The sequence below is a fragment of the Herbaspirillum huttiense genome (assembly GCF_047300815.1).
In the GTDB taxonomy this organism is placed as follows: Bacteria; Pseudomonadota; Gammaproteobacteria; order Burkholderiales; family Burkholderiaceae_D; genus Herbaspirillum; species Herbaspirillum huttiense_A.
Genome location: NZ_CP178608.1, coordinates 2300981 through 2313945, shown reverse-complemented (window position 1 = coordinate 2313945; position 12965 = coordinate 2300981). Strand labels below are relative to the sequence as shown.

At 61.2% G+C, this 12965-nt stretch carries 13 protein-coding genes; 2 read left to right on the top strand and 11 right to left on the bottom strand.

The genetic code is table 11. The features are described from left to right. Positions 1-2: 2 nt before the first annotated feature. The 7 genes from flhB to ACLRDN_RS10690 form a co-directional block, all read right to left on the bottom strand. Positions 3-1178, bottom strand: a complete 1176-nt coding sequence (gene flhB, locus ACLRDN_RS10720; protein WP_413460005.1) for a flagellar biosynthesis protein FlhB — start codon at positions 1176-1178, stop codon at positions 3-5. A 362-nt stretch (positions 1179-1540) separates the two neighbouring features. Beyond that, positions 1541-2200 (bottom strand): protein phosphatase CheZ, encoded by a 660-nt coding sequence (gene cheZ / locus ACLRDN_RS10715; RefSeq protein WP_413460004.1) that lies wholly within the window; start codon positions 2198-2200, stop codon positions 1541-1543. Continuing rightward, the gene (gene cheY / locus ACLRDN_RS10710; protein WP_006712751.1) at positions 2193-2588 is read right to left on the bottom strand and encodes a chemotaxis response regulator CheY; all 396 of its coding nucleotides are present in this window, start codon (positions 2586-2588) and stop codon (positions 2193-2195) included. Before cheY ends, cheZ begins: the two co-directional genes overlap by 8 nt. A gap of 175 nt (positions 2589-2763) precedes the next feature. Next, positions 2764-3840, bottom strand: a complete 1077-nt coding sequence (locus tag ACLRDN_RS10705) for a protein-glutamate methylesterase/protein-glutamine glutaminase (protein WP_145602446.1) — start codon at positions 3838-3840, stop codon at positions 2764-2766. Between the two features lie 77 nt (positions 3841-3917). Continuing rightward, positions 3918-4523 (bottom strand): chemoreceptor glutamine deamidase CheD, encoded by a 606-nt coding sequence (gene cheD / locus ACLRDN_RS10700; RefSeq protein ID WP_286864250.1) that lies wholly within the window; start codon positions 4521-4523, stop codon positions 3918-3920. Next, the gene (locus ACLRDN_RS10695; RefSeq protein WP_413460003.1) at positions 4520-5392 is read right to left on the bottom strand and encodes a CheR family methyltransferase; all 873 of its coding nucleotides are present in this window, start codon (positions 5390-5392) and stop codon (positions 4520-4522) included. The genes cheD and ACLRDN_RS10695 overlap by 4 nt, the downstream gene beginning before the upstream one ends. A gap of 208 nt (positions 5393-5600) precedes the next feature. Beyond that, positions 5601-7271 (bottom strand): methyl-accepting chemotaxis protein, encoded by a 1671-nt coding sequence (locus tag ACLRDN_RS10690; protein WP_413460002.1) that lies wholly within the window; start codon positions 7269-7271, stop codon positions 5601-5603. A gap of 247 nt (positions 7272-7518) precedes the next feature. On the opposite strand from ACLRDN_RS10690, the gene ACLRDN_RS10685 reads away from it, so the two are divergent. Both ACLRDN_RS10685 and dmeF read left to right on the top strand, forming a co-directional pair. Next, on the top strand, positions 7519-7794 hold the full coding sequence (locus tag ACLRDN_RS10685) for a metal/formaldehyde-sensitive transcriptional repressor (RefSeq protein ID WP_413460001.1): 276 nt from the start codon (positions 7519-7521) through the stop codon (positions 7792-7794). A gap of 16 nt (positions 7795-7810) precedes the next feature. After that, on the top strand, positions 7811-8800 hold the full coding sequence (gene dmeF, locus ACLRDN_RS10680; RefSeq protein ID WP_413460000.1) for a CDF family Co(II)/Ni(II) efflux transporter DmeF: 990 nt from the start codon (positions 7811-7813) through the stop codon (positions 8798-8800). 79 nt (positions 8801-8879) lie between these two features. On the opposite strand, the gene ACLRDN_RS10675 is transcribed toward dmeF, so the two are convergent. The 4 genes from ACLRDN_RS10675 to ACLRDN_RS10660 all read right to left on the bottom strand — a co-directional run bounded on the left by ACLRDN_RS10675 (position 8880) and on the right by ACLRDN_RS10660 (position 12950). Further along, positions 8880-9122 carry a hypothetical protein gene (locus ACLRDN_RS10675; protein ID WP_413459999.1) on the bottom strand — a complete coding sequence of 81 codons (243 nt, stop codon included), beginning with the start codon at positions 9120-9122 and terminating at the stop codon, positions 8880-8882. Between the two features lie 122 nt (positions 9123-9244). Next, positions 9245-10345, bottom strand: coding sequence for an acyltransferase family protein (locus tag ACLRDN_RS10670; protein WP_413459998.1), 1101 nt, complete (start codon positions 10343-10345; stop codon positions 9245-9247). Positions 10346-10527: 182 nt separating this feature from the next. Beyond that, positions 10528-11133: an acyltransferase family protein gene (locus ACLRDN_RS10665; RefSeq protein ID WP_413459997.1), complete on the bottom strand. Its 606-nt coding sequence runs from the start codon at positions 11131-11133 to the stop codon at positions 10528-10530. A 173-nt stretch (positions 11134-11306) separates the two neighbouring features. Further along, positions 11307-12950, bottom strand: coding sequence for an FAD-dependent oxidoreductase (locus tag ACLRDN_RS10660; protein WP_413459996.1), 1644 nt, complete (start codon positions 12948-12950; stop codon positions 11307-11309). Positions 12951-12965: the final 15 nt, after the last annotated feature.

Genomic DNA, 12965 nt, shown 5'->3' with positions numbered 1-12965 from the left:
CGTTACTGCCTGTTTCTATTCTTGGGGCCACGGGGCTTCTTGGGCGAGGTGGCCGGATCGAGGTCCTTGGGCACGTTCAGTTCGGTGGGCTCTACCGGACGATCGCCGCCAAACTGACCGAAGGTGCGCAGCTGGAACACGTAGGCCAGCACTTCGGCCACTGCCGTGTAGAGCGCCTCGGGAATCTCGTCACCGATCTCGGTATGGGCGTGCAGCGCACGCGCCAGGGGCGGCGCCTCCAGCAGCGGCACCTTGTGCTCGCGCGCCAGTTCGCGGATTTTGGCGGCGACGTCGTCGGCACCCTTGGCCACGACCTTGGGCGCGCCCATCTTGCCTTCGGTGTACTTCAGGGCGACTGCAAAGTGGGTCGGGTTGGTCACCACCACGTCGGCGGTCGGCACTTCGGCCATCATGCGGCGGCGGGCCATGGCGCGCTGCATCGCACGGATCTTGCCCTTGATGTGGGGGTCGCCTTCGGATTCCTTATGTTCCTGCTTGACCTCTTCGCGCGTCATGCGCAGCTTGCGGCCGTAGTTCCAGATCTGGTAAGGCACGTCCAGCGCGGCAATCAAAATCAGCGCCGACACCATGGTGATGAAGCTGATCCACAGCAGTTGCGCCGAATGCGCACCGGCGGTCTTGAGCGACTCCACGCCCAGGCCCATGACCGCATCCATCTGGCCGCGAATGGCAAGCCAGGCGACGGTCCCGACCAGCAGCGTCTTGAGCACAGCCTTGCCCAGCTCAACTAAGGAATTGACCGAAAACATGTTGGCAAAACCGCTGATGGGATTGAGCTTGCTGAACTTGGGCGCCAGTGAGCTGGTGTTGAAGAGCCAGCCGCCCAGCATGAGCGGCGCGGCCATGGCGGCCAGGGTCATCAGGAAAGCCAGGGGAATCATCGAAATGGCCACCTCCAGCAGGTGGGCATTGAGCATGTCGAACAGCAGCGCCGGATCAAAAGCGGCTGCCCGTTCGAAGGTGAGAGTGGCCACCAGGATGCGGTCCAGGCTGGTGACCACCGGGCCGCTGAAGAGCCAGACGCAGCTGCCGCCGACCAACAGCATCAAGGTCGTGGCCAATTCGCGCGAACGCGGGACATCCCCCTGCTCACGGGCACGCTCAATGCGTTTGCCCGTGGCGGGTTCGGTCCGCTCCATATCGCTGTCTTCGGCCATCCGCCGTATCCCCCTGCTAAACCGCTTTTCCTCCAGCGCTGGCGCTGGACGGATTTGTAGAACAATAGGCTAGGATTATTGGCGAGCACGCGCCCTGAGCATCAGGGGAATAAGGGCGAAAAGGTCCCCCATTTCGGACTAGGCAAACACCCAAGGGTCTGCCTGCGGCAAAACGCTGCGCATCGAACCTGAAAGAGATGAAGAAAGTCAAGCTGGACGGGCCCTTGCGCCCGCCCGCGCGGCCTGGAGGCCGCCTCCGGCGTAGCGTACCGGCCACATCAACGCAAAACGCCCCGAACTTGCCTGATTGGCAAGTTCCGAGGCGTTTTTTATCCTGACCGGGAAATGCGGATCAACCGGACTCAGAAGCCCAGGCTCTCCAGCAGGTCGTCCACCTGCCCCTGGTTGGCGATGACATCCTTGCCAGCCGGGTCAATCTGCGGACCGTTGAGCAGGCCCGTGTCTTCGCGCTTGGTCTCAGAAGGCGCGTAATCCACCAGCAACTGCACCAGTTGCGACTCCAGGTCATGCGCCAGCTTGGTCACACGCTTGATCACCTGGCCGGTCAGATCCTGGAAGTCCTGGGCCATCATGATGTCCAGCAATTGCTGCTTGGTCACGCTGCTGTCTTCGCTGGCCTGGGCCAGGAAGGCGGAGGTCTTGGCCGCCAGCGCACGGACATCGGCTTCGGCAAAACTGCCGGTGGCAGCCGCGTCCCATTGCGCCTTGAGCTCGCTGGCACCTTCGTTGATGCGCTCCTGGAGCGGGCTGGCCAGCTCGGTGGCATTGAGCACGCGCTGGGCGGCCTGCTCCGTCATGCGCGCCACGTATTCGAGGCGGTCACGCGCGTCCGGCATGTCGCTGGCGGCTTTCTCCAGCAAACGGTCGAAGCCCAGGCCGCGCAAGCTGTCGTGCAGGTTGCGCGTCATGTGGCCGATGCGCACCAGCACCTCGTCGTTGACCCCGGCGCCCTCGGCGGTGGGCGTACGGGCAGGATTGGCGGCGTTATCCACCTCAGCCACCTGCGGCCATCTTTTCGAAGATCTTGCCCAGCTTCTCATCGAGCGTCGCTGCGGTGAAAGGCTTGACCACGTAGCCATTGGCGCCGGCCTGGGCGGCGGCGACGATGTTTTCCTTCTTGGCTTCGGCCGTCACCATCAACACGGGCAGCTTGGACAGTGCCGGATCCTTGCGGATTTCCTGCAGCATGGTCAGGCCATCCATGTTGGGCATGTTCCAGTCGGAGACGACGAAGTCGAACTGGTCGCTGCGCAGTTTCTGCAGCGCCTGCACACCGTCTTCGGCCTCATCCACATTGGTGTAGCCCAATTCCTTGAGCAGGTTGCGCACGATGCGGCGCATGGTCGAAAAGTCATCGACGACTAAGAACTTGGTATTGGGACCGGACATGCTGAGACTCCATCTGAACAATTGAATTCTTGGTTATCGGCAAGTGCCTGCGCTAACTTGAACCGAACCCTCTTATTACCTCGGCACGGGCCTATTGCCCATGCTGACCCTCATCTGCCTCGCATTGTAGTGCAGCAAAACAAAATTGGCGGAACAATAAGCGCTGAAAAACGCTTCATACGCGCAATGCGCGGCTTCCGTGTTCCGCCAGCCACGCCAGCACCCGGCCCGGCATGGCCTGCAACGACAACACTTCGTGGGCAGCCCCGATGGCGATGGCCTCGCGCGGCATGCCGAAGACCACGCAGGATGCTTCATCCTGGGCAAAGTTGTAGGCGCCGGCGTTGCGCATTTCCAGCATGCCCTGGGCGCCATCCTTGCCCATGCCGGTCAGGATCACGCCCACCGCATTCTTGCCGGCACAGGTGGCGGCCGACTGGAACAGCACGTCCACCGAGGGGCGATGGCGGTTCACCGGCGGGCCCTGGTCGAGCTGGGTCATGTAGTTGGCACCGCTGCGCACCAGTTTCAGGTGCGAGTGGCCCGGCGCGATGTAGGCATGGCCCGGCAGCACGCGTTCGTTGCCGGCCGATTCCACCACCGAGATCTTGCACAGGTTGTTGAGGCGCTGGGCGAAGGAGCGCGTAAAGCCTTCCGGCATGTGCTGGGTGATCAGGATGCCCGGGCAGTCCGAGGGCATGCGGATCAGGAATTCCTTGATGGCTTCAGTGCCGCCGGTGGAGGCACCGATGATGATCAGTTTTTCACTACTTGTGAGCGGATTGCGAATCTGCGGCAAGACCTCGCCGGGCGTGGCGGCCTGCTCGGCCGCGCGCGACGGACGGGCGCGCACGCGCGCCTTGGCGGCGGCGCGGATCTTGTCGGCGATCATGTCGGCATACTCCTGCATGCCGCTCTGGATCGAGATCTTGGGCTTGGTCACGAAATCGATCGCGCCCAGCTCCAGTGCCCGCAGGGTGATTTCGGAGCCGCGCTCGGTTAGCGACGACACCATCACCACCGGCATGGGGCGCAGGCGCATCAGCTTTTCCAGGAAATCCAGGCCATCCATGCGCGGCATTTCGACGTCCAGCGTCAGCACGTCCGGATTGGTCTGCTTGATCAGCTCGCGTGCAATGATCGGGTCCGGCGCCACGCCGACCACTTCCATGTCCGGCTGGCTGCCGATGATCTCGCGCATGACACTGCGAATCAGTGCCGAATCGTCGACGATAAGAACTTTAATTTTCATCACTCAATCACTCAATCACTCAAACTCAATGTTGCAGGTTGCCCTGAGATGCTTTGGGTATTGTCCACCCTGCCCCATCAGAACAGATCCACCTCGCCGCCGACCGGCTTGGTAACCAGCTTGCTGGCGTAGGCTTTTTCGCGATTCACCAGCGTGTCGTTGTGCATCTGCTTCAGCTTCTTGACCAGCACCTTGCCGGTACGCGGGAAGAAATACACCTTGCGCGGATAAATGTCGTTGAGGTCTTCGGCGACCACGCGGATGTTTTCCGCCTTGAGGTAGCGCCGCACGAATTCGGCATTGCGCTCGCCCACGTTGATGGCCGAGAAGCCGCGCAGCACGTTGCCGCCACCGAATACCTTGGCCTCCAGGTTCTCGCGCCGCGCGCCGCTTTTGAGCACCTCGTTGATCAGCACTTCCATGGCATAGGTGCCATAGCGCGCCGAGGCCGACACCGGGCTGCCGTCGTCGCCGCCGCCATCGGGCAGCATGAAGTGATTCATCCCGCCGATGCCGGAGACGCGATCACGAATGCAGGCCGACACACAGGAGCCCAGCACGGTGACGATCATCATGTCCTTGCTGGTGAAGTAATACTCACCCGGCAGGATCTTGGCCGCATCGCAATCGAAGGTGCGGTCGTAGTAGAGATTGGTGGCAATCTGCTCCGATGCGTGGCTCATGGCTTGGTCCTTGCGACACGCTGGTTGGCGTTGAGCTCATAGACCGTCTTGCCCTTGAGCTTGAGGGCGTCGGAGACGTACAGGAAATTCTCCGAGTGACCGGCGAACAGCAAGGCGTGAGGCTTCATCAAAGGTACGAATCGGGACAGGATCTTGCTCTGGGTCGGTTTGTCGAAATAGATCATCACGTTGCGGCAGAAGATCACGTCGAACTGGCCGCTGAGGGGCCAGCCATCGCCCAGCAGGTTCAATTGCTTGAAGGTGATCAGCTTGCGCAATTCGGGACGCACGCGCACGTAGCCTTCGTGGCTACCCTTGCCGCGCAGGAAGAATTTCTTGACCCGCTCGGGCGACATCTTCTCGATACGCTCCATGGGATAGACGCCGTTGGCACCAGTGGCCAGCACGTTGGTATCGATGTCGGTGGCCACGATCTGCACCGGTGGCGTCATCGAGCCATAGGCTTCACAGGCGGTCATGGCGATGGTGTAGGGCTCTTCTCCGGTGGAGGCGGCCGAACACCAGATGGTCGCGGGTTCCTTCAGGGTCTTGAGGAAGTCCGCCAGGATCGGGAAATGGTGCGCCTCGCGGAAGAAGGAGGTCAGGTTGGTGGTCAGCGCATTGGTGAAGGCTTCCCACTCTTCGGTGTCGTGGGTGCGTTCCAGCATGTCGAGATATTGCTGGAAGGAGGTGATGCCGGTGGCCCGCAGGCGCCGCGCCAGACGGCTGTAAACCATTTCCTGCTTGCTGTCGGCCAGCGCGATGCCGGCCCGCTGGTAGATCAGGCCACGCACTCGCTCGAAATCGCGGCTGTTGAAATCGAACTCCTTGCCGGATGATTCGCCCTTGCCTGGTACCGTCGGCTTCACTATCGTTCCTTCCCTGGCGCGGCGCATCGCGGCGCCGCTTGCTGTCTGTCGCCCGCCCCATCCGGGCGGACATCCCCTTGGCGCATAATCTATCAGGCGCCAAGCGGGGTCAAGCGAATCAGCCTTGGAAATGAAACGGTTTTACCCCCCTATTGCGGCAAGTCAATCAGAGCCTGGCGTGCATAGCCTTCTCAATCCTTGGAAATCCTCACCGGCCGCGTGGGACCGGCCGCCCCGGCAAGCGCGCTGCGCCCGGTGAAGTCGCCGCAATGGCCGTGGGCGTGGCGGGCGCCGCCTGTGCCGGCGCATGGCTGGACCGGTAACCTACGCGGAAACCGCCCCAGTGCTTGCCGTTGACGTAGATCGGCACCGACAGGTCATGCATCACTTCGCCGGTATCGCGCTTGTAAGTCTGCAGCAGGAAGGGCTTGGTATTGGCACCGCAGCGTTTGCCGGTGCGATCGCTGAAGATGCGTTTGGTGCGGTTGTTGACCAAGTCAGTGTCGTAGTCGCCGGTCAGGGGCTGCGAGAACTTCTTGTTGTGCGTCGGGAAATAGCCGTTGTTGTCTACCGCACCCGCATAGGCCAGTTGCGGCATGCTGGCCAGCAGTCCTTCCTGGATCGCCGGCAGCACCCGGTCGGTGAAGCCGTCGAACTGGCTGGAATGCTTCTGCGGCGAGGTATTCGGGATAGGCTTGTAGCTGCGGTCGAACAAGGCCGCCTCGCTGATCTGGCCAGACCGGATCGACGCCTCGAACAGCTTGCCCACGGCCTGGGCCGCCTCGGTGGCGGCCACCCGGATATCATCGTGCCCGCTGCGCGCGCCACCATCGATGATGGCTTCGAAAACAGCCTCGGCACGTTCGGAGAGCCCCATGGCAGAGGCCGCCACGCGCGGCAGTTCGCCATCGGTCTGCAGCATGCCGTTGCGGATGTCGGTGATCGCCTCGGCAATCTCCTGGGTGGTCTGCACGTGTTCGCGCGAGGCCACCGCGATTTCCTCGATCTGCTCCTGTGACTGACTGGCGGAGCGCTCGATGTTGTTGAGCAGGCCGTGCACCTTCTCCACGTTCTGCGCCGCCTCCAGCACCCGGCTGCTCAGTGAATTCATGCCGCTGGCAGCGCGCTCGGCTTCTTCGGTAATGGCGCGCACCATCACGCCGATGTCATCGGTTGCCTCCTTGGTGCGCTGGGCAAGCTGACGCACCTCACCGGCGACTACCGCAAACCCTCGTCCCTGCTCGCCCGCGCGCGCAGCCTCGATGGCCGCATTCAGGGCCAGCAGGTTGGTGCGGGCAGCGATCTCGCTGATGACTTCGGTGATGCCGTGGATGCGGCGCGATTTTTCCTGCAGTTGCGCCATCATCGAGGAGGCCGACAGCGCATCCGTGCGGGCCTGGCCGATCTGCTGCAGGCCGCGGTCCACTTCTGAGCGTCCGCTGACACTTTCGGTGCGTACTTCGGCGGCGATCGATGAGGCGCGCTCGGCGTTGGCCGCGATCTGTTCGGTCGTAGCCGCGTTCTGCTCGGCACTGGCGGCAATGCGGTCGGCGGCCACCACGTCCTTGCTGATCTTGGTTTTGATGGTATCGACAAAGAAAGAAGTCTCCGCCGCACCGATCATGATGTGATCGATCTCGCCACTGATCTTGTCGACCAGTTGACCATCCCTGGGTTGCCCGCGCCGCTGCGCCAAGGCAAACCCGGCCAGGCCCAGCAGGACTGCAAACCCACTGCTGCCGGGCGCAGTGAGCCACTGCTCTGCACCGGCGGCATGCAAGGCCAGCGCTGTGCCCCCACCGAGCACCAGACCCGCCACCCAAGGCAATGCAACCGTCCACGCCTGTGCGAATGCACCGGTCCCCGTGTTCTTCCCCATCCTTGTCTCCTCGCGGATTTTCCGCTTTTCTTCACCTGCTCCACCACAGGCGTGATTGCGGACGAAACACGCCGCATTGTCCTGAGGCTATAGCGGCCAGCTTACGCGTAACTGAATGAACAAAGCTTCATATAGCCATATTGCCACAGCACAAGAGCCCCGGTGCCCTCGCGGCATCGGCCGCTTGCCAATTTGCGACACAGGGCGGTTATAATTCCCACTTCTATAGGATAGGGGGGTATGGTATATGGCACACCTGACACAGGACACAGACGCCCTGCTCAAGCGCGTACGCCGCATCGGTGGCCAGGTGCAGGCGCTGGAGCGCGCGCTGGAGGGTGAAGCCGACTGCGCCAAGAGCTTGCACCTGGCGGCGGCCATCCGGGGCGCCGTGCATGGGCTGATGGACGAGCTGATCGAAGCGCACGCACGCGAACATGTAGCCCGCCCCGGACTGACCGATGAACAGCGCCAACAAGGGCTGGACGATGTCCTGGAAGCGATCCGCCGTTATGCCAAATGAAGCCCAAGGAGTCCCCATGAACAATCCCGTCACCTACCGCCACGAGCACATCTATCTGGGCGCCAATCACGACCGCAACACTCGCCGCACGCTGTGGGTGGTGGCGTTGACGGCCGTCATGATGGTGGCCGAGATTGCCGCCGGCTACCTCACCGGTTCCATGGCCCTGCTGGCCGATGGTTTCCACATGGCCACCCATACCGGCGCGCTGGCTATTGCGGCCGGCGCCTACGTATTTGCGCGCCGGCATGCGCATGATGGCCGCTTCAGCTTCGGCACCGGCAAGGTGGGTGACCTGGCCGGCTTTGCCTCGGCCCTGGTGCTGGCGGTGATTGCGGTCGGCATCGGCGGCGAATCGCTGTGGCGCCTGGCCAGCCCCACTGTGGTGGACTTTGGCGAGGCGATCCCGATTGCCGTTGTGGGACTGATCGTCAACATCGCCAGTGCCCTGCTGCTGATGGAAGGACACCACGGGCATGGGCACGGTCATGATCACGGCCATGCCCACGCGGCAGCACACACCCACCATGGGCATGCGCAACATCACGGCCATGGGCACGACGACCATCACGGCCATCATCATGACGGCCATGACAACAACCTGCGTTCAGCCTACCTGCACGTGGTAGCCGACGCCCTTACCTCTGTGCTGGCCATCGCTGCCCTGCTGGCGGGCCTCTATCTGGGCTGGACCTGGCTGGACCCGGTCATGGGTGTGGTGGGTGCGGTGGTGATTGCGAACTGGTCCTACAGCCTCTTGCGCGCGAGTGCGGCGGTGCTGCTGGACGTAACCGACGCCCAGGTGGCGGCGCGCATCGAGCAGGCGCTGGAGGACGAGCCGGTGCAGATCGAGGACCTGCACGTGTGGCGCATCGGCCCGGCTGCGCGGGCGGCCATCGTCAGCGTGTCGACCAGCGCTGCCGTTACGGAAGCGCAGCTGCGCGGGAAACTGGCCTCAGTCAATGAATTGCGCCACCTGACGCTGGAGTTGCGCCAGGCCGGATGATTGCGCAGTGGATCGCATTTGGAAAAGTGAAGAAAAAGACAGCGGCCGAGGCCGCTGTCTTTACGTCTGCCGACTTGATTCAGCGCCAGCCGCGATGCCAGCCGTAGTGAGGATGATGCCAGCCCCAGCCGTAATAGGAGTGATATTCCCAGACCCAGCCCGGGCCGGGCGAGGCATAAGTGGGCTGTACGTAGACCACGCCCGGTGGAGCAACATAGGTCGGCTGGGCCACGTAGGCCGGCCGGACCGTGGGCGGGGTGACCACGCAGCCGCTCAGGCCAAAGGCGGCAGCCAGCGCCGGTATCAACAATAGGGATTTCATGGACTTGCTCCTGATCTTGTTTGGCGGAATAGGCCGGCCCACAGGGGGGGGCCGGCAGCCACTCGGAGGTGGTGATCAGGTAACGAGCTGGGCTGTGGGTGGGCGGACGTGAAATTGTTTGTTTATGTAACCTCGGCTACAGATGGAGCCTTCTCCTTCACGGGGACAGGCGGAATGTGGCGCCCCAGGAACGCCGCCAGCGGGCGTTCAACGTAGCGGTTGATCAGGTAGGCGCCAGCGATCATGACAGAAATGATAAGCGCCAGCAGTACCCATTTGTTGAGCCGGTGACCGATCAGGTTGAACAAGACCATGCCCACATTCATATGAATCAGATAGATGGGATAGGAAAGACTGCCCAGCAATCGCGAAAAACGCGCATAGCTGGCTGATGTCGTGCGTGGCAGGATCAACAGCACGAACAGCACGTAGAAAGACAGGCAAATCAATGCAACCATCTCCCCGTGGAAGACCAGGCCGGTGAAGTGGGCGGCGCGTTCCGACAGGGCAAGCCATTCATAATGAATGCCCACAGGGATAGTCAGGACCAACAGGATCAGCCTTGACCACGAGAAGCCTCGCTTGGAGATCCGATAGAAAAGACAGCCCGCTATGAAGAAACTGGCGAAATTGGTGATCAGGTATTTTTCCACCACATTCACATCGAGAACGATCTGCACGATGGAAAGCAGCAGCCATGCGGCCAGAACCCATTCGATGTTGCGCATCTTGCCAAGCAGCAAGACGAGCAAAATGAGCAGATAGAATTTCAATTCGACCAGCAATGTCCAGTACACGCCATCGACGAACCCCACGCCAAAGAACCCGTTGAGCATGCTCATGTTCAGTACGTAGCGTGCAACGGTGAGATGGAAGATGTGATTGACGAAGACGTAGGTCAGGATGAAGGTGACGGTGCAGCAGAACCAGTAAGCCGGATACAGGCGTAAAAAACGGGAACGCAAGAAACCGGAAGGCTTGGCATCCTCCGAGCTCATCAGGATAACGAATCCGGAAATCATGAAGAACAGATTCACCGCCAGGTAGTTGTACTTGACGAAATTGGCTACCTGACCGTAGAAAACAGGGGAATAATCATCTTCGGGAGAGAACCCTCTCGCAAGATAGTGCAGCAGCATGACGCCAACCGCAGCGAGAAAACGCAGGGTATCGACATCGTGGTAGCGCCGATGAGCTTGGGCTGCTTGACCGGGATTTATCATGGCGAGGCGACATTTCCGAAAGACAATGTGACCTCGCATTACCCAACTGGTTGCACCTCGACACGATCAAACCGCCAAAAAAATAAAGGCCTGAAATCAAAAAATTCTGATTTCAGGCCATCGCTGCACTCTTTCACCGGGACGCCCGCAAGTTCTCTGCCGTGAACAAGCCTCATGCAGAATTATCGCAATCGCTCTTGCACAAACCGCCGCGATCTTGCTCGCATTGGCGTTTCGACAAAACGATAAACCAGTGCAGAGACGCCCAGCACGATCGCCACCAGGACGATCCAGGCCAACACGACTTCGGATGAGGATAATTGGGGCGTGCTACGTCCGCCCACGATCACTTCCGGTTTCTTCAGGATCACGCGCATCACCTGGCTCAGAATCCAGATGACCGCCACGTGCGACATGTACACCGCGTAGGAGACCGATCCCAGCCAGGTCAGCGCCTTGACATTGAGCAATCGGTTCAGATAGCCGTCCTTGACCGACACCAGACTGGTGATGAGGAGCGCACTGAGCAGATAGATCACCAGGTCGTATTGCTCCCACGGTTTGACCTGCAGGAACACGATAATGACGGCGAACACCGCCAGGGACAGCGACTTGGGCAAGGTCGGCATCCTTCGCTCCACAGCCCAGGCGGTGAGGCAACCGATGAAGAAACCGGCAAAACATTTCAGCAGGTCACTGAAGCCGTGGGTCTCTCCCGCCCATAACAACACCAGAGCGACCAGTGCCATGATGAAGAAGTTGAAGCCTGCTTGACCCGTGTTGCCCATCTCTTCCCCTTTTCGAACTGCCCATAACAACGCAGTGAATCCCTGTTCCCGTCTTGCTCATCCCAAGCCATGTCGGCAACGACACCCAACCAGCAGCGTGCCGACCTGCCCGTGTCGCCCCGACACCGTCGTCAAATACACCCCCTGAAACTACCGGCCACCAGTCAATGTGGTCAGGCTGGCTCCGACCGCACATGCTCAGCCATCCTCAAGGCCATGGCAACAATGCTCAAGGTCGGATTGGCATGCCCGTTCGTCGGAAACACCGAGGAACTGAGCACCAGCAGGTTGCGCACGCCGTGCACCCGGCAATTTACATCGACTACGCTGTCCTGTGGCGACAAGCCCATGCGGGTGCTGCCGATATGATGCCCTCCTACCGGCAAGGCCCTGGTAACCTGCTCGCGCAGCTCGCCAAGATCGAAATCAAGACGGCAATTGCGCGTCTGCTCCAAGAGCGACTGCATCGTCAAGAACGACGCGATGCCGGACTCGACATCTTGCGCCGTCATGCGCCAGCGGACATCGACCCGCTTCATCCCGTAGCGGTCTCGCGTATCCAGCAAGCTGATCCGGTTACCCGCGTCGGGCACCTGTTCGCCGTTGAATTCCAGTGGATAGGTGCCGTTGCGATTGGGGATCAGGGTATAGGGCAGTTTGCGCTTGGCCAGCTTGCGCTTGACCACCAGGTCATAGGCGAAACCGAACACCGAACCCGGGTTCATGACGACGTTGCGCAGATGGGCCAGACGCCGGGGATTGGCCGCCTGGCTCTGGCTGCCGTGGTTGAGGATATCCTGGTGCTCGGTAGGCAGGATGGATTTGGCAAGATAAATGGCCGAGAGCACGCCGCTGCCATGTCCGGGATCCCCGTACGAAGGAAAATGCAGGCGCAGCGTCGAGTTGAGCAAACCGCGCTGGCGTTGCAGCTCGGGCGTGAACTGCAGCTTGCGCCGTGCGTAGACCCCATCGACGGTCTTCTGGAAACTGAAGCGGGGACGTTCGCCGTTCAACCGCATTTCACCAAAAATCAGATCGACGTGGCAGGCGTAATAACGGCCCAGGCTATGGTCCAATCGCTGCCAAGCAGGCACAGTCTCCCGCGTGCACAGCAACAGGCGCGTGGCTTCCAGACCGCCGCCGGCAAGGACGAACTGTTGGGCACGCAGTTCGACTTCGGTGTTGCCATCATGTAGGACCGCAGCCTCGACGCGCGAACCATCGGAGCTCACCACCAGTCTGGTGCAACGCGCACGCAACACCACCCTCACCTGGGACGACTGCTTCAACTCCTCGGCAAACTTCGTGGCGAAATCGGTGGGCAAACTGTATCGCTCAATGTATTCCGTGAGCGATCCGCTCAGCTTCGGCAGCTCTGCAAACATCGGCCCGCTGCCACCCGTCAGGCAACCTGGCGTGAAATTAGCGTCACCGGCATCGCAGTACTGCATGGCCTCTGGCAAATAACGGGCATATTCTTCAAAGGAAATCGGCCATCCGCTTTGCGGCACGTAATCTCGGCGCTCGAAGTCGACCCGATCCAGCGGGACGCATCGCCCTCCCCACAGGTGGCTCGTCCCGCCGAAGCGCTGCCGCCGATATTCCGGTGTGGCCGGGTGTGGAGCATGTGCCTGGCCCTGGTAAGCGTCGTCATCCAGCGGCTTTTCATTCCAGTCACCCCCATCCACAAGCAGCACCCGCTGTCCCTTGCGAGCCAGCGCAATGGCCAGGCTGATCCCGGCTGGCCCGCTACCGATGACACAGAGCGGATAATCCTGAAGAGCGGCGATATCGCAGTCGGAGAGATAGTCGATCACGGTGGTTTCTCCTTG

Coding starts and splice junctions, on each gene's coding strand:
- flhB (WP_413460005.1), bottom strand. CDS start 1,178: ATGGCCGAAGACAGCGATATGGAGCGGACCGAACCCGCCACGGGCAAA.
- cheY (WP_006712751.1), bottom strand. CDS start 2,588: ATGTCCGGTCCCAATACCAAGTTCTTAGTCGTCGATGACTTTTCGACC.
- ACLRDN_RS10705 (WP_145602446.1), bottom strand. CDS start 3,840: ATGAAAATTAAAGTTCTTATCGTCGACGATTCGGCACTGATTCGCAGT.
- cheD (WP_286864250.1), bottom strand. CDS start 4,523: ATGAGCCACGCATCGGAGCAGATTGCCACCAATCTCTACTACGACCGC.
- ACLRDN_RS10690 (WP_413460002.1), bottom strand. CDS start 7,271: ATGGGGAAGAACACGGGGACCGGTGCATTCGCACAGGCGTGGACGGTT.
- ACLRDN_RS10685 (WP_413460001.1), top strand. CDS start 7,519: ATGGCACACCTGACACAGGACACAGACGCCCTGCTCAAGCGCGTACGC.
- dmeF (WP_413460000.1), top strand. CDS start 7,811: ATGAACAATCCCGTCACCTACCGCCACGAGCACATCTATCTGGGCGCC.
- ACLRDN_RS10675 (WP_413459999.1), bottom strand. CDS start 9,122: ATGAAATCCCTATTGTTGATACCGGCGCTGGCTGCCGCCTTTGGCCTG.
- ACLRDN_RS10670 (WP_413459998.1), bottom strand. CDS start 10,345: ATGATAAATCCCGGTCAAGCAGCCCAAGCTCATCGGCGCTACCACGAT.
- ACLRDN_RS10665 (WP_413459997.1), bottom strand. CDS start 11,133: ATGGGCAACACGGGTCAAGCAGGCTTCAACTTCTTCATCATGGCACTG.